At 44.6% G+C, this 21,126-nt stretch carries 14 protein-coding genes; 12 read left to right on the top strand and 2 right to left on the bottom strand.

Annotation, left to right across the window (positions count from 1 at the left end):
* The first annotated feature begins 100 nt into the window (after nucleotides 1–100).
* The 12 genes from AC23P2_RS08880 to AC23P2_RS08825 all read left to right on the top strand — a co-directional run bounded on the left by AC23P2_RS08880 (nucleotide 101) and on the right by AC23P2_RS08825 (nucleotide 13,156).
* Complete coding sequence (locus AC23P2_RS08880) at nucleotides 101–736, top strand: TetR/AcrR family transcriptional regulator (protein ID WP_487772863.1); 636 nt, start codon at nucleotides 101–103, stop codon at nucleotides 734–736.
* Between the two features lie 152 nt (nucleotides 737–888).
* Complete coding sequence (spt, locus tag AC23P2_RS08875; RefSeq protein ID WP_487772862.1) at nucleotides 889–2,094, top strand: serine palmitoyltransferase; 1,206 nt, start codon at nucleotides 889–891, stop codon at nucleotides 2,092–2,094.
* Nucleotides 2,091–3,212, top strand: a complete 1,122-nt coding sequence (locus AC23P2_RS08870) for a hypothetical protein (protein ID WP_487772861.1) — start codon at nucleotides 2,091–2,093, stop codon at nucleotides 3,210–3,212. The genes spt and AC23P2_RS08870 overlap by 4 nt, the downstream gene beginning before the upstream one ends.
* Nucleotides 3,209–4,204 (top strand): NAD-dependent epimerase/dehydratase family protein, encoded by a 996-nt coding sequence (locus AC23P2_RS08865; RefSeq protein ID WP_487772860.1) that lies wholly within the window; start codon nucleotides 3,209–3,211, stop codon nucleotides 4,202–4,204. Before AC23P2_RS08870 ends, AC23P2_RS08865 begins: the two co-directional genes overlap by 4 nt.
* Before the next feature lie 65 nt (nucleotides 4,205–4,269).
* A complete protein-coding gene (locus tag AC23P2_RS08860; protein WP_487772859.1) occupies nucleotides 4,270–6,825 on the top strand; it encodes a DUF5686 and carboxypeptidase-like regulatory domain-containing protein in 2,556 nt (851 codons plus the stop codon).
* 25 nt (nucleotides 6,826–6,850) lie between these two features.
* Nucleotides 6,851–7,555, top strand: coding sequence for a nucleotidyltransferase family protein (locus tag AC23P2_RS08855; protein WP_487772858.1), 705 nt, complete (start codon nucleotides 6,851–6,853; stop codon nucleotides 7,553–7,555).
* A 321-nt stretch (nucleotides 7,556–7,876) separates the two neighbouring features.
* Nucleotides 7,877–8,758 (top strand): ATP-grasp domain-containing protein, encoded by an 882-nt coding sequence (locus AC23P2_RS08850; protein ID WP_487772857.1) that lies wholly within the window; start codon nucleotides 7,877–7,879, stop codon nucleotides 8,756–8,758.
* Between the two features lie 56 nt (nucleotides 8,759–8,814).
* Nucleotides 8,815–9,747, top strand: a complete 933-nt coding sequence (locus AC23P2_RS08845; RefSeq protein WP_487772856.1) for a CDP-alcohol phosphatidyltransferase family protein — start codon at nucleotides 8,815–8,817, stop codon at nucleotides 9,745–9,747.
* A gap of 1 nt (nucleotide 9,748) precedes the next feature.
* Nucleotides 9,749–10,783, top strand: coding sequence for a lysylphosphatidylglycerol synthase transmembrane domain-containing protein (locus AC23P2_RS08840; RefSeq protein WP_487772855.1), 1,035 nt, complete (start codon nucleotides 9,749–9,751; stop codon nucleotides 10,781–10,783).
* A 105-nt stretch (nucleotides 10,784–10,888) separates the two neighbouring features.
* A complete protein-coding gene (locus tag AC23P2_RS08835; RefSeq protein WP_487772854.1) occupies nucleotides 10,889–11,587 on the top strand; it encodes an HAD family hydrolase in 699 nt (232 codons plus the stop codon).
* Between the two features lie 68 nt (nucleotides 11,588–11,655).
* Complete coding sequence (locus tag AC23P2_RS08830) at nucleotides 11,656–12,576, top strand: PfkB family carbohydrate kinase (protein ID WP_487772853.1); 921 nt, start codon at nucleotides 11,656–11,658, stop codon at nucleotides 12,574–12,576.
* A 10-nt stretch (nucleotides 12,577–12,586) separates the two neighbouring features.
* Nucleotides 12,587–13,156, top strand: coding sequence for a DUF4833 domain-containing protein (locus tag AC23P2_RS08825; RefSeq protein ID WP_487772852.1), 570 nt, complete (start codon nucleotides 12,587–12,589; stop codon nucleotides 13,154–13,156).
* A gap of 96 nt (nucleotides 13,157–13,252) precedes the next feature.
* On the opposite strand, the gene AC23P2_RS08820 is transcribed toward AC23P2_RS08825, so the two are convergent.
* Nucleotides 13,253–13,681, bottom strand: coding sequence for a hypothetical protein (locus AC23P2_RS08820; protein ID WP_487772851.1), 429 nt, complete (start codon nucleotides 13,679–13,681; stop codon nucleotides 13,253–13,255).
* 336 nt (nucleotides 13,682–14,017) lie between these two features.
* Complete coding sequence (locus tag AC23P2_RS08815) at nucleotides 14,018–20,977, bottom strand: SdrD B-like domain-containing protein (protein WP_487772850.1); 6,960 nt, start codon at nucleotides 20,975–20,977, stop codon at nucleotides 14,018–14,020.
* Nucleotides 20,978–21,126: the final 149 nt, after the last annotated feature.

Here is a 21,126-nt window from a genome sequence, read left to right as displayed (position 1 = left end):
CTTGCACTAATCAAATGGTTTAAACATTTGTTTAAAAATAACATTTAAAATAATTGTTCAATCAAAAATTTGTTTTCACTTTTGTAGCAGAAATTTGAAAATGGAGGTTATCGTGACATGTATTACTCAGTCCAGTGAAGAGAGAATCAAAGAAGCAGCAAAAGCGATTTTTTTGAAGAAGGGGTACGCGGGAACAACGGCAAGAGATATAGCTGAAGCGGCCAACATGAATATTGCTTTGACGAATTACTATTTCCGAAGCAAAGAGAAGTTGTTTATTGAAATTTTCAGGGATTTGTTCAGTTACTATTGTCAGAACACATTACGAATTTTTCAGAAGCCTGTCGGAATCCGTGAAAAGCTAATCGAGCTGATTGAAGAAGACTTTCGCGTCATGAAATCAGAGCCTAACTTGGTCCTGTTTCTGATGAATGAAATTCAGCGCGATCCCGAACATCTTTTGCCAGAGCTGTCGAAATTTAAGGAATTGATGCATGGCTCATTAGCGAGCCAAATTGAAGAAGAGGTAAAAAATGGTCGAATGCGCGACATTAACCCCGACCACTTAATGCCACTTATTATGGGTAGTCTTCAGTTCATTTTTGTAGGAAAAAAAATGAATATGAAACTTCACAACACCAACGAGGAGGAATTTAATAACTTCGCTGAGTGCCATAAAAACCTTATTATCAGCATGATTACCGAGTATCTGTTTGCCCCAGCAACAGTCTCTTAGTTTTTTATTAAGCATACAAACAATTCTTAAAAAAGAATTGTTTGTATCTCAAAGATAGGCCATTACCTATCCATTTTAAACATCAAATTACCAAAGTTCCGATGCCTCATCGGTTCGATTGTATTTTCAAAGTCTGACACGCTATTGACAGTATGGGAAACAAATTACGCAACAAGCTTGCAGAGTTTAAGGACGCTGCAATTGCTAAGGAAAAAGGTATCTATCCTTACTTTAGACCCATCGAATCGGGTCAAGACACTGAAGTGCTCATCAACGGTAAACCCGTTTTAATGTTTGGTTCTAACTCGTATTTAGGACTCACCAACCACCCCTACATCATTGAAGCGTCTCAAAAAGCCGCTGAAAAGTATGGTACAGGCTGTGCTGGATCGCGGTTTTTGAACGGTACGCTAGACATCCACATTGAACTTGAGCGCCGACTTGCAGCCTACGTAGGTAAAGAAGCCGCTATCTTATTTAGCACAGGTTATCAAGCCAATCTAGGAGCTCTTTCCAGTTTGACAGGTCGTCATGATTACATTTTGTTGGACGAAATGAACCATGCCTCCATCATCGACGGAAGTCGTTTGTCGTTCTCGAAGGTCATTAAATATGCCCACAACGACATGGAAGACCTTCGCAAAAAGCTCAGCCTTCTGCCTGACGAAGCAGTGAAGCTGATTGCTACCGACGGGATTTTTAGCATGGAAGGTGACATTGTGGACTTGCCTGGACTCAACAAAGTTGCTGCCGAATTCGATGCCTCTGTACTGGTTGATGATGCCCACAGCTTAGGCGTTATTGGGGAACGTGGCGCAGGAACAGCCTCTCATTTTGGACAGACCGACAATACCGATTTGTTCATGGGAACGTTCAGTAAGTCATTGGCTTCGTTGGGAGGTTTCATTGCCAGCGACAACGAGACCATCGAGTACCTAAAACACCGCGCTCGCTCCCTTATATTTAGCGCTAGTATGACCCCTGCTACGGCGGCGAGTACAATTGCAGCACTCGACGTTATTGAGTCAGAGCCGTTCCATATCGAGCGCCTGTGGGCCAACACGCGCTATGCCAAAGAATTGTTGCTTTTGAGTGGGTTCGATTTAGGCCCGACCGAAAGCCCGATTCTCCCTATTTATATCCGTAACAACGAGCGTACATTCCTCATCACCAAGTTTTTACAAGACGAGGGCGTATTTGTCAATCCTGTTGTATCGCCAGCCGTACGCCCCGAAGATTCCCTCATTCGCTTTTCGCTGATGGCAACGCATACCTTCAGTCAAATCGAAGAAGCGGTCGATAAGTTGACCCGCATTGCCCAAAAAGTATGTCCTGAAGCGATAAAGCAAAACGTATGATCCAGATAGTCCCCGTATCGTCGAACAAAGAAGTGGGTAAGTTCATTGATTTTCCCCACGATTTGTACCAGCACGACCCCAATTATGTACCCGAACTGTTTATTGCACAGCGTGATATGCTTTCCCCAAAAAAGCACCCTTTTCACGAACACGGGCAAGTAAAACTGTTCTTGGCTTATAAAGATAGCCACATTGTTGGGCGCATTGCGGCCATTGTCAATGGCAATCACATCGCATTTACGGGAAAACAAGACGGATTTTTTGGTTTTTTCGATTGTATCAACGACCCAGAAGTCGCCAAAGCACTGATTGATACCGCAGTAAGTCACTTGAAAGAGAAAGGCTTAACCCGCCTCATTGGCCCCGTTAACTTTTCTACCAACGACCCCTCTGGGGTGTTAGTTGAGGGTTTTGAACGCCCACCCATCGTGATGATGACTTACAATGCCCCCTACTACGACACGTTGCTGTCAAATCTAGGGTTACGCAAAATGACCGATTTATTGGCCTATGAGTTAGAAGTAAGCGAGTCTAACGACCGCTCTATCAAGCTGTTGGATGTGTTGCAGAGCCGTCTCAAAAACAAAGGAATCACGATTCGTCAAGTTGACCTTAAAAATTTCAAAGAAGAAGCCGTTAAAATTAGAGAGGTTTATAACAAAGCATGGGATAAAAACCTCGGCTTTGTACCGATGACCGACAAAGAGTTTGATTTTTTGGCCAACGACTTGAAGTTATTACTCGATCCTAGATTCTGCCTCGTTGCCGAGAAAGATGGCGAGTTTATTGCGTTTGCCTTGGGAGTCCCTGACCTTAATCAAATCTTAATCAAGATAAAACGGGGTCGCTTATTCCCGACAGGAATTTTTAAATTATTGACCCAACGTAAGAACATCACTCGCATACGTGTACTAGCGTTAGGGGTTCTGGAAAACTACCGTAAGATGGGTATTGAAGCCTGTTTGTATGGTTCTATTATCAAAAATACGTACGGGACTAAAATCACGGGAGGCGAATGTTCGTGGATGCTTGAAGACAACTACCTCATGAACCACGCCATTGAGCAAATCAATGCTAAATTATATAAACGATATCGCTTGTACGAAAAAGAACTATGAGAGGGCGAGTATTGATAACGGGAGCAAGCGGGTTCATTGGGTATCACTTGATTGAGGAAGCCGAAAAAGCAGGTTTGGAAGTCCATGCGGCCGTGCGGCCATCGAGCGACGTCTCTCACCTTGCCCCTTTACGCCCTGTGTTTGTTTACCCCGACTATCGTTCGACCGAAGCACTTACGTCTTTTTTAGAAGCAGGTCAGTACCAATATATTATCCATTCAGCAGGAGCAACGCGTGCAAAAGACAGCAATGCCTACAACCTCATAAACGCCGAATATACCCGTCGGTTGGCCGAGGCAGCCTCCCAAACCAATCAGCCGTTGGAGCGCTTTGTGTTTGTGAGCAGTTTGGCAGCACTTGGGCCGTTATCGTACGCTGAAAAACAACCGATTACTGAAAATACGCCACCCATGCCTGTCACCGATTATGGTAAAAGCAAGTTGTTGGCCGAACAATATTTAGCTGAAATAAAAGGGTTGCGAACCTCCATCATTCGGCCAACAGCCGTTTATGGGCCTCGTGAGAAAGATTTATTTATCCTTTTTAAAACCCTCAACAGCGGCATCGACGCCTACATTGGCCGTGGTGCGCAACGGTTCAGTTTTGTTTACGTAAAAGATTTAGCAGATGCGACGGTAAAAGCAGTGCTTCAAAAAAGTACCGCCAATCATACCTTCAATGTGTCGGACGGAGGAGCATACAATCGTTATGAATTGGCTGAGATTTTCAGCGAATGGAGCGGCAAGAAACCCGTTCGGATTCACATTCCCGTCGGACTAATGAGCGTGGTCGCAACAACTTTAGAAGCAGGATATACATTTTCAAAAAATGTGCCTGTGGTCAACCGAGAAAAATTAAAAGAACTGACGGCCCAAAATTGGTTTTGTAGCATCGACGCCGCCCAGTCGCAGCTCGACTACCGACCCAAATATGATCTAAAAAAAGGCGTATTTGAAACCTTAGATTGGTACCGCCAAAACAAATGGCTCTAGCAGCCTTCAACATACCAAATACAGCAGCATCAGAAGTGAAAACAAATTCCTTATGTAGTATCACAATGAAAAGGATAGCCACCCACATTATAGTCATTCTACTCTCGTCTGTTTCGGTCATTTACGGACAGAGCTCAACGGTTGTTAAAGGCGTAATTTCGGACGCAAAAACAGGCGAAACACTGCCTTTTGTCAACGTACAGGTAGTAGGCACGACCATCGGAACCACCTCGGATGCAGATGGACAATACACCCTCAGCGTACCCAACAAACAGCCTAAAATTAAGTTTACGTACATCGGTTACCAAAGCATTGAGAAAGCCGTTACGCCAGGTAATACGCAAACCATCAACGTCAAAATGGCAGTGGATGCGCTTTTGCTCAAGGAGGTTGTCATTAAGGGAAAAACGACGCGCTATCGCAACAAGGATAACCCTGCGGTTCAGCTCATTCGTCAGGTGATTGACCACAAAGAGCAGAACCGCATGACCCAAAACGACTATGTGGAGTACGAGCAATACGAAAAAATATCGCTTGCGCTAAGCAACCTTTCTGATGAGTTTAAGGACAAACGTATTTTTCGTAACTATCAATTTTTGTTTGTAACCCAAGATTCGGTCGGGATGGGCGGGAAAAATATGCTACCCGCTTACATGCAGGAGAAACTATCACAAGTATATTTTCGTAAAAACCCCTATACTAAAAAACAATGGGTACAGGCCGACCGTAAGGCAGAATTTGACCAAAAATTCATCGACAACGAAGGGCTAAATGCCTATTTCCGACGCTTGTACGAAGACATTGATATTTATAAAAATGACATCTCAATTGCGACTAATTTGCTTTTGAGCCCCATTGCCAACACAGCTCCTACGTTTTATAAGTTTTTTATTCGTGATACCGTCAAAACCCAAACGCCTTGGTTGATTGAGCTTGGGTTTGTACCTCGCAATAAAGCCGATATGCTTTTTGAGGGTAAACTATTTATTACCCTCGACGGAAATTACAGCGTCCAAAATGCGTATTTAACTGTAAACAAAGACATTAACCTCAACTTCATGCGTGACCTTGAGGCCAAGATTGAATTTGTAAAAGAGGAAGATGGACGCTACCGCCCCAGCAAAACGTCGTTGGGTATGGAGTTTTCGTTGGGTGAAAAGGCCGCAGGTCTGTATGGTCAGCGCATCGTAAATTTCAAAAATTTCTTGACCAATCAGCCCCGTCCTGATAGTCTTTACAAAGGCCCTGCCCAAGAAAACGCGCCGACGTTTGCAAAGCTCAATACCAATAATGAAGCCTATTGGAGCAATTTACGCCACCTTCCACTCGACCGCATGGAGAGCAACATCTACCGCAACGTCGATACCTTGCAAACCATCCCGTCGTTCCGTCGAATCATGGACATTACCACCTTGTTTTTTGCGGGATACAAATCTTTTGGAAAAGTAGAGATTGGGCCTGCAAACACATTTTATAGTTTCAATCCTGTGGAAGGTTTTCGCCTACGCTTTGGCGGGCGCACCACTACCGAACTCAGCAATCGGCTTTATTTTGAAGGGTATGGAGCGTACGGGTTCAAAGACCAAAAATGGAAATATTTTGCGAGCAGTACATTTTCGCTGAACAACAAATCGGTCTATCATTTTCCGCTGCACTACATTCGGGCGAGCTACCAGCGCGACACCAAAATTCCTGGACAAGAATTGCAGTTTGTCCAAGAAGATAACTTCCTGCTCTCGTTCAAACGCGGCGATAATAACCGTTGGCTGTACAACGATGTGTTGAAATTGGAATACATCCGCGAGTTTACCAATCACTTTTCGTATAAGCTTGGGTTTACGCAGTGGGCACAAACACCCGCAGGGATTCTCAAGTACGAACGAACTACCGACGGCGCTGCTCAAAATGTAGCCCAACTCAATAATACCGAATTGAGCTTGGAGCTTCGCTATGCCCCCAACGAGCAATTTTACCAAGGAAAACTCTATCGGACGCCGCTCATCAATCGCTCCCCTATTTTTACGTTGCGCTACAACGCTGGGATAAAGGGATTCTTATCGGGTCAAACTGATTACCATACGGTTACGGGAAATGTGGCCAAGCGCGTTTATTTATCACAGTACGGTTTTGCCGACGTAACAGTCGAAGGTGGTTACATTTTTGGCAAAAACATTCCGTTTCCGCTGTTGATGATTCACCGCGCCAACCAGACCTATGCCTACCAATTGAACTCTTACAATTTGATGAATTTCCTTGAGTTTGTAAGCGACCGCTACGCGAGCCTCGACGTCCAGTACTACTTCAACGGCTTCTTATTCAACAAGATACCGTTGTTAAAACGACTCAAATTGCGCGAAGTGTTGAGCGTAAAAGCCTTAGTAGGTGGCCTTCGCGATGAAAACAATCCCAACAAAGGCGCGTCAGTTTTTCGTTTCCCTGTCGATTCGGAAGGACGTAGCATTAGCTACAACTTAGGTAGCCAACCGTACATTGAAGGAAGCGTTGGCGTGGCCAATATTTTCAAATTAGTTCGGGTCGATTTGGTACGACGTTTTAGTTACCTCAACAACCCCAACACGGTTCAGTGGGGAGTAAGAACACGTTTTAGGCTTGATTTTTAACTGTTAACAGATAACAGACACCAAAATGAGATACGGAATCATAGCAGCAGGTGAGGGATCACGATTGGCGAAGGAGGGATTTACCCTTCCCAAACCCATGGTGCAGTTGCACGGCGAGATGCTAATTGATCGCTTGATTGGGGTATTTGCCCGCAACCGTGCCAAATCTGTGCATATTATCATCAACGAAGCATCAGAAGTCCTCGAAAATCACTTGTTGCAAGCTAAGTACCCCGTACCAGTTTTCATCGTAAAAAAAACAACGCCGAGTTCGCTTCATAGTTTTTACGAGTTATTAAAAAGCACCGAACAACCAAGCGCTTTTTGTTTGACAACGACCGACACCGTGTTTATCGAAGAGGAATTTGAAGCCTATATCAATGCTTTCGAAGCAGAAACTTCGCTGGATGGGCTGATGGCCGTTACATCTTTTGTAGATGACGAGAGTCCTTTGTTTGTAAAAACCAATGAGCAACTTTGGGTTACTGATTTTTGCGACACCAACGACGAACCAATTCCTTACGTTTCGGGCGGGATTTACTGTTTACGCACACGCGCTTTGGCACAAGTCACCCAAGCCGTCGAAAGCGGCACCAACCGAATGCGAAACTTTCAACGTCGCTTGGTCACCGAAGGATTACAATTAAAAGCTTTTCCCTTTCAGAAAATTGTTGACATCGACCATGTAAGGGACATAGAAACGGCGGAACTGTTTTTGAGTGAAGCATAAAAGAGAGACTTTCCAAGTCTGAAAATCGACGAATTTAAGACTTGGAAAGTCTAATACAACGGAATAAAAGAAACTTTCCAAGGCTGAAAACCAACAAATTCAAAACTTGGAAAGTCTAGCACAAAACAACAAGAGAGACTTTCCAAGGCTGAAAATCGACAAGTTCAAAACTTGGAAAGTCTAGCACAAAACAACAAGAGAGACTTTCCAAGGCTGAAAATCGACAAGTTCAAAACTTGGAAAGTCTAGTACAAAAGAACAAAAAAGACTTTCCAAGTCTGACACCAATCCAATTGGAAAGTCTAAGCAACTATTCGTATTATGAAGACCATAACATTACTTGGAGTAACAAGGAACAAAAAGTTCTCGCCCAACCACGTAGGAAACGACGGTGCAATTTTTTCTCTGGTTACCCAAGAGCTTGAAAAAATGGGTTACGCTGTCCAACTTTGGGACGAAGATACCTTCTTGGCAGCTACTGAGGTTCCCCATCAGTACATTTTCACCATGGCCCGTCAAAAGAGGGTGGTAAAAAAATTACAACAGCTTGAAAACGAAGGAAAGACAGTCGTCAATTCGGGCTTTGGAATCGAAAACTGCTTTCGTACCAATATGACCAAAAACTTGTTGGAAAACGGGATTCCGTACCCAAAAAGCTACATTGTTCCGACGGATTACGACGGAAACGATGTGTTTGAAAACCTTCCAGGCAAGGGTTTTTGGGTAAAAAGAGGCGATTTTCACGCCATCCACAAAGAAGACGTGTCGTTTGCGGCCACGGCCGAAGAAGCCAAAGAAATGCTTCAGGAATACGCCCTGCGAGAAATTCCAGATGCCGTTATTTCGGAACACCTTCGTGGCGATTTGGTGAAGTTTTATGCCGTACGCAACACCGATTTTTTCTTCTGGTTTTATCCGTACGCCAACAACCACCACAAGTACGCCGAATACGAACACATCAACGGCCAATCGGTCTATTATCCGTTTGATGAGAAAGCATTGCAAAAAGCCGCCAATGCCTCGGCCGAAGTGCTCAACATTCATATTTACGGAGGCGATGCCATCATTGACAAACACGGTAATTTTCACCTCATCGACGTCAACGACTGGCCAAGTTTTGCCCCTTGTCGCCAGGAAGCATCCGCTTATATAGCTCAAGCCATTGCCGAACAATTTGAGCTACAGCCCATAGCAGTGAGTTAACTCTTACCAGTTGCTCGTTGATATATTTTAACCATTACCCATACTAACGATAACGAATGGAGACATTGACAAAAGATACCCAAGCCCCTCAGGCAAGTGCGTTTCAAAGTTCGCTCAAATCCAGCGACACCGAAGAACGAATTGATATTTGGTTTTACCGCCCCATAGGTTACCAAATTGCCCTTTTTTGTGCCAAAATCGGCATTACGCCCAACGCAGTCACCATTATCAGTATTTTCTTTGGCGTAGCGGCGGGGATTCTCTTTTATTACCAAGAATTGTGGATCAACGTCATTGGAATGTTATCGTTGGTATTTGCCAACTCCCTCGACAGTGCCGACGGGCAATTGGCCCGATTGACCAACAATAAAAGCCGTTTGGGACGTATTTTGGACGGACTTGCGGGTGACTTTTGGTTTATTGCCATTCACGTCGCTATCTGTTTGCGCAGCCAAAACGAAGGCTGGAGTGCGTTGATTTGGGTGCCTGGTGTGGTGGCTGGTTTATCGCACGTGGTACAGTCTGCTATGGCTGATTATTACCGAAACGTGCATTTGTTTTTTATCAAAGGCACATCAGGAAGTGAGCTAGACAACAGCCGCGATTTGCAGAAAGACTATGAAAAACTTTCGTGGGGCAATCATTTTTTCTTAAAACTCATTGCACGTAGCTACCTCAATTACACCAAATTACAAGAAGGATTTTCACCTAACCTTCAAAAATTATTGGGTGTGGTGCGCGAGCGTTTCCAAAACGGCCTTCCCGAATGGCTTATCACCGATTTTCGGGCGATGAACAAACCGTTGATGAAATATACCAACATCATCCAGTTCAACACCCGCGTGCTGTTCTTGTTTTTGTGGCTCTTCATCGACCAAGCGTGGATTTACTTTCTCTTCGACATTTTCGTGCTTAACCCCATTTTGATTTACATGTGCGTAAGTCAGGAAAAAGTGAGCCGCCATTTTTACCAAAAACTAACCGCCTAACGTGAAAATCAACGCTGCTACCTACAAAATCCTGTTCATGGCCATTGGCATCGGTACGCTGATGTATATGGTGCATGGCTTGGGTATTGCGGTTATTTGGGAAAATATCCAAAAAACAGGCTGGTGGTTTGTACCCGTCATTGGCAGTTGGTTGGTGATTTATATCCTCAATGCGTTGGCGTTCAAAGCCATCATTCAAGAGCCCAATTTGCCCCAAAGCAATCTACCATTTGGGTCAGTTTTGCGGCTCACCATTACGGGCTATGTGATTAATTACATCACGCCTTTTGTGGCGTTGGGCGGTGAACCTTACCGCATTATGGAATTGAAGCCTACGTTAGGACTCCAAAAAGCAAGTTCGTCGGTGCTGCTCTACAGCCTGATGCACATGTTTTCACACGTGATTTTCTGGTTGGCGTCTATCTTGCTCATTTTTGCTTTTGTCCCGCTTGCCCCTTTGATGCTCACGGGTTGTTTAATTATGCTAGTGGTGGGGCTGATACTAGGCTTTTGGTTTATGCGAGCTTACAAGCGCGGCTTTACCGTGAGTACTTTTCGCCTACTGGCACGTTTGCCTTGGGTGGGTAATAAAGTGCAAGGCATGTTGGCCAACAAAGCCGACACGTTGCACGAAATCGACGACCAAATTCGGATTCTTTACGCCGAGCGACGTCCTCGGTTTCATGCCTCGCTTTGGCTCGAATTTGCAGCTCGCGTGGTGGGTTGTGCCGAAATTTACTTTACAGGCCAAGCCATTGGGCTCAATATGTCCATCGTCGATTCGCTGATTATCAGTTCTGGGTCGTCGTTGTTTGCCAACCTTATTTTCTTTTTACCCATGCAACTCGGCACCCGCGAAGGTGGCTTGGCGCTAGCTCTGACGGCCGTGGGTATGCCTGCCACGGCAGGGGTATTCATCGGATTGGTAACGCGCATCCGTGAGGTGGTTTGGATTGGGATTGGACTATTGATGATTAAAACTAAAAAAGCACACCCGATTGTGGTGGAAGAAGAAGATCTCGCTCCCGTCGAGTAAGTCGTCTGCAATAAAATAACAAGTAGCTAAACCCAAAACTTAGCTAACTCACTGATATTTAATACAATTAACTGTTAACAAATAACTGTTAACAGAATCTTACTTATGATAAAAGGATTGCTATTTGATTACGGAGGCACCATCGACACCAACGGCCTCCACTGGGGAAGGGTGCTTTGGGACAGCTACGAAAAACACCAAGCAGGTGTACCTGAAGGCGTGTTTCTGAAAGCCTATTCTTACGGAGAAAGGGCCTTGGCCATTAACCCAATTATTGAACCTCGGCACACTTTTTTAGATACGTTACAACTGAAGATAGAACAGCAGTTTTTGTTTTTACGCAACGAAGGCATTGACCTACCCGCCTCACTTGGCAAGGCCATTGCCCACGATTGTTATCAGTTTGCCAAAAGCTCTGTTCAACAAGCAGCGCCCGTTTTGGCTCAATTGGCCGACCGCTATCCTTTGGTAATGGTTTCTAATTTTTACGGAAACTTATCCACGGTCTTACAAGACTTCGGGATTGCGGGGTATTTTCAAGCCATCGTTGAGTCGGCCGTTGTGGGAGTTCGGAAACCCGATGCGGCTATTTATGCCTTGGGCGTCAAAGAGTTGGGTTTTACCGCTCACGAATGCGTCGTCATTGGTGATTCGTACAGTAAAGATATTTTACCCGCCAAAACCATTGGTTGCCAAACCATTTGGCTCAACGTCAAAGGTTGGGAAACGAACGAAATAAGTTCTGAAGCTGACGTTGAAATTGATGACTTTACGCGGATTCCTGAGGTAATTGGCGGGTTGTAAGCAACCCTTGGCACACAGACGGGTTGTAAGCAACCCTTAACACATAGACACCGAAATCGTTAACAACCATGTACGAAATTTGCACTATCGGGCACATTACCCTCGACAAGGTAGTAACTCCCCACTCAACCAACTATATGCCAGGCGGCACGTCATTTTATTTTTCAAAAGCCCTCCAAAACGCCGACATCAACTATGCGCTGGTGACGGCCGTGGCTACGGAAGAATTGAAAGTGGTAGCCGAGCTTCGTAAATCGGGTATTGAGGTGTTTGCTTTACCGAGCGAGCACACCGTTTATTTTGAAAACATCTACAGCTTTGACCAAAACCACCGCGAGCAAAACGTTTTGCAAAAAGCGACGCCTTTTGATGTACCTGCCCTCCCCGATCTCGAAGCACAGATTTTCCATTTAGGACCGCTTCTTTCTGACGACATTTCGGCAGAATTGGTGAAAGAACTGGCACGTCGGGGACAAGTTTCTCTAGACATTCAGGGGTTTTTGCGTTATGTGGACAACAAAAAAGTTCGCTATCGTGATTGGGCCGATAAGAAAGAACTTTTGCCGTACATCAGCGTTTTAAAAGCCAATGAATTTGAAATGGAAGTATTGACAGGCCACCACCGTGTCAAAGATGGGGCTGAATACTTGGCTGATTTGGGGGTAAAAGAAGTCATCATTACGTTGGGTAGTCATGGCTCGGTGATTTATACTGAGGGTAAGTTTCACAAAATTCCTGCGTTTACCCCATCCCAAGTAACCGATGCTACAGGTTGCGGCGACACGTACATGGCAGGGTATCTTTTCCAACGGGTAAAAGGCACCAGTGTACAAGAAGCAGGAGAATTTGGCGCCGCTATGGCCACCATTAAAATCGAAGCCTCGGGGCCATTCTCTAGTGATTTTGACAAAGTAGAAAACGTACTGAAGTTCGGGGCGCACAATGGCTACCGAAAGGTTTTTTCGTGGGAAGAAGCCTTACTTCAATAGCACTTTGATTATGAAAAAAACCCTTTTTGTCTTTTTGTTAGCAGCCATTCCTTTTTTAATTTCTGCCGTTGCGCCCAAAAGTACGGTAGGCGAATCTCCCCTGCCCGACCCCGAAACGTTTCCCGTGCCCAACGGCATTCCAGGGTTGTTGTTTTACATTCAACGCGACCCCAATACCAACACGATTTGTTATGAATTGAACGTGGACAAGAACGGAAAGTTTGAGGAAGAAGACCCAGTACACGTTTTCTGGATTCGCTATCCAGAGGGAGGAGTGCGCAAAGAACTCAACTTTATTCAGCGAAAGTTTGCGTACGGTATCAATGTCAAATCGAGCGGTAACGGTCATTATGAGCTTCGCTCGGTCGCGTACTCCAAACTACCACTGCATTTGCGCAGAGATGCCGCTAACAAATACCACGTTTATACCGACATCAACAAAAGAGAATGTGTTCTAAGTCGTGTTTTTATCCGCATTGACGGAGGTACGTTTTGGTCGCCCAATGTGCTTTATATCGAGCTTAAAGGTACCGATGCTATTTCTGGAAAAACAATGGTTCAACGCATAAAACCGTCCTAATTCGGAGTTTTTACCAAAGAAAAAGCCCTCCCTGAATCGCTCAGAGGAGGGCTTTTTTTTATAATCTTGATTTTTGGAATCGTGTAGCGGCTTGGCTTATTCTTCCGACAAACGAACTGCCGCTGCTTGACTTTTTGTTTCAACGTTCAACGGATTGTCAATCAATACCGCTGTTTGAGTAAACTCATCTGCGGTAGGCAACGCGGCTAACAATTTTGCGAAGTTGATTTTTACCATTGGCAAGCCTGGATTTTCATCAACAGTTGGTAAAGAGGCCAACAATTTTGCACCACTGATACGCGGAGCAGGGGTTTCGATATTTTCATCAGTTACTGGCAATGATGCAATCAAGATTTGCGGAGTCATTGAAGAAGCTGATACGAAAGTGGCAACGTTTGTATCTTCAGTAGGCAAGGTGGCCAATAACTGAGATTCAGCTTGAGTGAATTTTTTGGTAGGTTGAGCTTCTGCTACTGTGGTTAAACCTACAAGACTTAATGCGATGGTTGTGATAAGCGATTTCATGGTTTTATTTATTTGTATGTGGCTGTAATTCTGTTTGTGTTTTGCTTTTTGTTGATACAAAGGTTGCCTGTTTCTGCCATTCCTGAAAGTAGTTAATGACGAAGGGTATTTTTCAATGACGAACGACCTAAAATAAATACAAACGGAATTATATTCTGTTTAAAATTCTAAAAACGCTCATAAAAGGGTTAAAACAGGGTTAAATTGGCCTAAAAACGGGATTAAAACCAAATTTTATTTTACAATAACATATTAAAATAGTGCAATTTTATTTAACCAGTGCAATAAAAAAGCCGTTTCGACTGAAACGGCTTTTTTACTTATACTTTGCTTTTTTTACAGCTTCTTACCTGCCTTCTTGGTCTGCTTGATCGTGAACGGAATACACAAATCAACTGGGCAGCAGTTTTCACCTGGTACGATGATAACTGGGCAGCAACCCTCGGCTGGACACGTATTGTTGGTGGCAGTGAAGGTATAGCTACCTACGTCTTTTAACAATACCGCATTGCCCGTGGCCACTGGCGTTGTACCTCCATCTTTAAACCATTGTACGTTCGTGTATTTGGCTGGAATACTTACCTCAATTTGCTCAGTTGGACAAAGCTTAATCGGAACCGTAAAACACTGACGGTCGATGTCATCTTCTTCCTCGTTGTTATTACAAGGTGTTGAGTCAACGTCTCCTTCGTTGGCAGCACAAATCTGAGCGGTGTTGTAGTGAATACCTTCCTGAATTGCCTTGATGCGGTACGTCAACGTAACTGTATCGCCGTTAGCAGCAATGTTTCCGATATTCCATGTAATCACGCTTCCAGAAATGCTTGCAGTTCCACGACTTGGCATAAAGCTTCCAGCAATAAATTGAACCGTACTCGCTATCGAGTCAGTTACTGACACACCCGAGGCGTTGTTGACCGACTCGTTCCATACTTTAATGGTATATGTCAGCGTATCACCAATTTGTACCACCTTTTTGTCAATCAATTTCTTCAATGCCAAGTCAATTTCACAGTCTTGGGCGTTGATTGTCGCTGGAACGCGGCTTGTACTCACCGCCGTTGGACACGTTGGGTCGGTACTACGGGCCTGTGCATAGAATATGGCATTAGCCGTTACTACGCCACTTGGTTTGTAGTTTAAGCCCGTTGCTAACACAGTTCCGCCTGTTTGTTGGCTAAACCACTCTACCGTTGCTAGTCCTACAACAGTTGCTTTCAACGTTGGGAAAGTATCACCTTTACACACCGTCAAGCTTGGTGCCAACAAAATTGGCACAGGAGGATTACAGTTACAGTTAGGCCCTGTGATAATCGTGTCTTGGACGCAAATGGCACTCAACGTATCTACAATTCGTACACTAGCTCCCGAAGGAATACCCGTGACGGTGTATGGGTTATTTCCACTCAATACGCCCTTATCAACTTTGATTGCGCCATTTTTACCCGTCACCGTAAAGGTTAGGCTATAGGTTTGTACGTCTGCCGAACAGACTGGTGCCCCTGTGAGCGTAAACGAAGTAGTGATACATGGCACAACAAGGGCAGCGTCGATAGTCATGTTGTCCTTGGCCGTTCCTGTTCCCAAAGCGTCAATGACCACCACTTGGCTCAAGCCTGTCGTTGGACTAAAGTCAGAATCTTTCGTGTCATCGCCACCTAGATTTTGCTTTGTACTGATGGTGCAGCTATCTGGCAAACTTGTTACCACGATTTTCACTTGGTAGCTTCCACTCGATAGGTCAGAGAACAAGTACAAGCCCTGCGCGTTTGTTGTATCAGTTGCCAACACAGCACTCGTTGTAGAATTCAATAGTTGCACAATCACTCCTGCTACCCCTGGTTCGCCCGAGTCTTGTACGCCATTGTCATTCAAATCTTTCCAAACATAGTCGCCAATTGAGCCTTTGGGTGAGAACAACGCTCCGTCCACTGTTGGATTGTCTTTGCTAATACCTGTTCCAAAAGCATTGATTGTTACTAATTGACTCAAACCTGTTGTCGGGTCAAAATCACTGTCTTTGGTATCGTCTCCCCCCTGGTCTTTTTTGCTACTAATTACACAACCTGCTGGTAAGCTACCTGTTAGTATTTTCACTTGGTACGTACCACTAAGCAAGTTCGGGAACAAATACAAGCCATTGGCATCGGTGGTATCTGTTGCCAAAACTGTTGTCCCTTGCAACAATTGAACGATTACCCCTGCCACTGGTGGCTCGGCAGCATCTTGAACACCGTTATCGTTTTGGTCTTTCCAAACATAGTCACCAATCGATCCTTTTGGCGTAAACAAACCAGCATCGATGGTTGGATTGTCTTTCGCCAAACCTGTACCTGTCGCAGTGATTGTTACCACTTGGCTTAAACCTGTCGTCGGGCTAAAATCAGAATCTTTGGTATCATCACCACCGAGATTTTGTTTGCTACTGATGGTGCAGCTATCTGGCAAGCTTGTTACCACGATTTTCACTTGGTAACTTCCACTCAACAAGTTCGGGAAAGAATACAAACCGCTCGCGTCTGTTGTATCGGTTGACAAAACAGCGCTTGTGGTTGCATTCAACAACTGCACAATTACGCCTTTGACGCCTGGCTCACCCGAGTCTTGGATTCCATTGTCATTCAAATCTTTCCACACATAATCCCCAATTGAACCTTTGGGCGTAAACAAACCTGCGTCGATGGTTGGGTTATCTTTGACGATTCCCGTGCCTTTGGCATCAATCGTCACCACTTGGCTTAAACCTGTCGTCGGGCTAAAATCAGAATCTTTCGTGTCATCGCCACCTAGATTTTGCTTACTACTAATCAAACAGCTATCTGGCAAGCTTGTTACCACGATTTTCACTTGATAGCTTCCGCTCAACAAGTTCGGGAAAGAATACAAACCGCCCGCGTCTGTTGTATCGGTTGACAAAACAGCGCTTGTGGTTGCATTCAACAACTGCACAATTACGCCTTTGACGCCTGGCTCGCCCGAATCTTGAACGCCGTTGTCATTCAAATCTTTCCACACATAATCCCCAATTGAACCTTTGGGCGTAAACAAACCAGCGTCGATGGTCGGGTTGTCTTTTTGTAAACCTGTTCCCAAAGTATTGATTACTACCACTTGGCTTTCTCCCGTTGTTGGGCTAAAATCCGAATCTTTGGCATCGTCTCCGCCTTGGTTTTGTTTGCTGCTAATGACACAGCTATCTGGTAAACTACTCAACACAATTTTTACTTTGTAACTACCCGACTCCAAACCATTGAAACCATACAAACCACTCACGTCTGTTGTATCGGTTGCTAAGACAGCGTTGGTCGTTGAGTTTAGCAATTGAACAATCACACCTCTCACTCCTGGTTCGCCCGAATCTTGGACACCGTTGTCGTTCAAATCTTTCCATACATAATCGCCAATCGAACCTTTCTGGCAATTTTTCACCTCTACGGCTACGGTATCAGCGCAACCCGTTTGTGGATTTCTAAGGATAAATTGATATACACCTATGCTTGTCAGTCCTGTTACTGCTCCTGTTTGTGCACCAATCGTCGCTACACTTGGGGTCGTTCCTAATTGAATCCAACTCTCGCCTGCGGCGGCATCTGGCAAATTGATCGTACCTACGGTGTTACATATCGCGTTGGTACCTGTGCTGTCAGCTCCTGCGGTTGGTTTTTTGTTCACCACTAAGCGAACAAAAGCCGTATCGGTACATGACGTTTGGTTGTTGGTCACAATCACTGCGTAGTACTTTGTTCCTACGGTTGTAATGGCGCTACCTGATGGCGTAAAGCTTGCACTTGTTGCACCACCAATGGCTGTTCCTAAGCTACCTGTTGTATCGCTCAATGCTCCGTACCAACGGTAACTCACACCCGTACTTGGAGTTGCTACGAAAGCCGCTGGTAAATCACCCACACAAATTGTTTGCTGCTTGGCCGTCGCATTGGCCACGGGGCGAGCGTTGATTGTCAATGAAACAAAGGCAGTATCCGAACATATCGCAGCTACTCCCGTCGCTATTACGGCATAATATCTTCTTCCCGTAAAGCCGCCTGCTGGAGTGAAAGTTGCGTTGGTTTGACCACTAATTGCTGTTCCTAACGTTCCCGTCGTATCAGTCAATGGCCCATACCAACGGTAAGTAATTCCTGCACTTGGAAGGGTGACCGCAGTATAAGAAGCGATTGTTCCTCCTTGGCAAATTACCTGATTTTTTGGCGTGGCAGTCACTACAGGTTTGATACAGCTACAATCTTTGAACGGCAAAATAATCGTCGTGTCTTTGTAGCAACACAAGCCGTTATACAAGCGTACGTAGAACGTGTCGCCTGCAGCAGTGGCAGGGTTAGCTAGGTTGTTCAACGTAATGGTTGTACCCGTCAAGGCTGTTGCCGAAGCATAAGCTACTCCCGTAAACTTACCACCTGAATTTTTCGAGAAAGCGTATTTATCCGCACATTTTACATCAGTCAATTCAATCTTCGCATCGCTATTGGCCGTGATGCCCGTACACGTTGCTTGCGTAACGGTCGCTTTGTAATTGTAAGGTTCTACGCAGTAAAAGCCTGCATCTAGCGTGTGATCTGTAGTAGCTATCGTTCCCGTTGTGAATGTAATCACTGGAAAACTGCCTCCTTCGCCTGTTACACTTGCTTTGGCAGCGTCGCTATCATTATGGTCATTTCCAGTACCCGTTGTGGCATCTTTGACCGTAAGTAAAAACTTCCCAAGGCCAGCCAGCTTCAATGTATCATTGCTATTGGTGATTTGTCCCGACGTACCAAACACGAGGCGATAGGCAGTGTTAGGCAATAAAGTGGTATCGGCTCCAGTAGCTGACCATGTTCCTGTAGTAAGTTTCGATTTACGACTAAAATAGTACTCGCCGTTGGCGTCGGTTTTCGTAGTAGCGATTTTGGTGTTGCCTTTATAAAGCGTTACACTCACATCTTTCAACCCTTTTTCGCAAGCATCCTGAATACCATCTTTGTTGGTATCAAGCCAAGTTCGGTTTCCTATTTCAAGAATTTCTAAGTTATCACAGCTCAATTCTATATCACCCAAACCCGTTGCTTTGGCAAATGACCCTGCAATTGGAGCAGGTTCCCCTGTACCACCTACATCAGGACCCCGCGTGATATAGACTGTATAAAAGCCCATCACTTTCCCTGAGTCATTTGCCATGTAACGAACACCACCAGCATACGGGTGTTTATCTTGCGGGTCAATCGCCGTTACCACCACTTGTCCTGACCCAGGTTTGAGAGCTAAACTACCAATAGCTTCTTCAGCATGGTAAATGGTAGTTCCATTTTCTTGAACCCAGTCATCGTTATAAAACTCACCAAAACCAGGCCCCTGCTTATTATTTACTCCATATCCGCTGCTAGGCCCTGCTTTTGCATTGTTTTCGAGAACGAATGTACCATTAGCATAAAACGCCCTGAGAATATCCCCAGCTTGAGAATTGGTTTCGTAAAGGGTTGTGCTACTGTTGTCTGGTCGATAGTTAGCGTCTCCACCTTGCCAACCTGTACGATCTCCAAAACCAAGCACCATTGAACCATCAATATCAAATTCAATATCAACAAACATTGGTACTGGATGGCGTAAAAGAGTGCCATCCAACAACGTAGCGAAGGTATCTGTCCATGGAAACCACCCTGTAATTGTGGGTGACGCAGCTGCTGGGTATCCTTTGGGATAAGTAAGTGGGAAATCAAAGATTGGGGTGAACGTAGTTCCATCGAATTCATACACACTCGCCCTTAAATTTGATTTATTATTAGATGATTGAGCATCACAAACCCCTCCTACATATACTTTGCCGTTATACACTTTCAAAGCCCAAGGGCGATACTCACCTCCAGTACAAGTAGCAGGAATGGCAACTGAGTCAACGTTACTAGCGGTTGGTTTTGTTGTACCGTTTTGGTTGTACTGTGTTATATCAATCGAATATAATTTTTTGTTAAACAAATTGACAAACCAAAGCTTATTACCGTCGTCTGAGATATCTAAGTCTCCCATTCCTACTTTGCCTATTTTGCTAAAAGCATCAGTATCGCGACTTGGTTGTGTTTTATCAGCAACTAACCCCCTTGTACTGTTTGATGCCACACTCCCTATATTAATCCCCAAATCGGTGGTAACGTTTAAAAAAGGAGTAACAACAGGCGAAGCGGGATTCGAATAATTAGTAACATAAATTCCCCCTAAGCCCTGTGGCCCAAGTCCTGCGTGACGTTTTAGCACGGCTGACATGAACATACGTTTGGTGTATTTGTTGTAAGCTAGGCCCCAAACCGTTCCAACATCTTTCGCTTTGGCAACGACTCTTTCGTCAAAATAAAGAGGATTCGTCGTTCCAATACCCGCAGTTACTCCATAAGGAATACTTACAAAAGCATCGGCATTTCCCGACAGGTCCGCGCTCGTCGCTCCTGTAGTTGGCAGCGGATCTCCATATACAAAACAAGGTACAAATAATCGTAGGTTGTTATCTGAACAATAATCTATTGGATTGATGACACCCAAGTTTACATTACAAGAAGGGGCTCCGACAAATTGAACGGAGGTTCGAGAATTTGCACCATTTATTCCTAGTTTATAGACAGAAGGTACACTTGTAAACTCAACTCGGACTGGGTACTTATTGGCAGGAACTGGGAGAGAGTAATATCCATACCCATCTGTAGTTCCTGTGTAAACTGTTCCATCGCATGCAATTCCCTTCACTAACACTGAACTAACTCCTGCTGTTTCTCCTGCTTCTTTAATTCCATTATCGTTAAAATCTTTGAAGACAATTCCCCCTAGATTACTGCCATTACAAGCAGTAATGGCACAGGAAGCTGGTACATTGTATGAATCTGAATCTGTACAAGTGGCATTAAACCTAGCCGTTACCGCTTGATTTGTAGCTCCGTTGGCATCTACCTCAAAAGCTACGACCTGAGGAGATACAATCACTTGAGTACTACTAATAACTCCTGTGACTTGAGGGTAATCCACAGTAATACTCCCTGGTGTAATTGTTCTCGACTGAGAACCTGTTGTGACGGTAATCACACCACCACTGGGGGCATTGGACCATTCCACCTCTACGCTGACGGTGGCTTTGCTTTGGCCGTTCACCAAGTAACAGCCTGATACCGTTACTTTACGAATGGCTACTGAACAAGTTTGGGCGTTTGCTTTTTGGGAGCTCCATAGGAATATACCTATGATAGCCAGCGACTGTAGCCAAAAACTAAACAGCCGATTAGCATAGTCTCCTCCATGAATGCGAAGTAAAAATTTCATGCGTATTTGCGACAAAATAGGGTAGGTGAAAAATCATTCCGTTATCTATTTTTATTTCAGCAAAACACATACCAATACGGATTTTTATTAAAAAATAAGTATATACTAACAAAGCGAATTAATACAATCTTAGAATATTAATATCCCAT

Source organism: Runella sp. R0.1_18, assembly GCF_057652155.1.
This window is presented reverse-complemented; position numbering and strand designations above follow the sequence as displayed.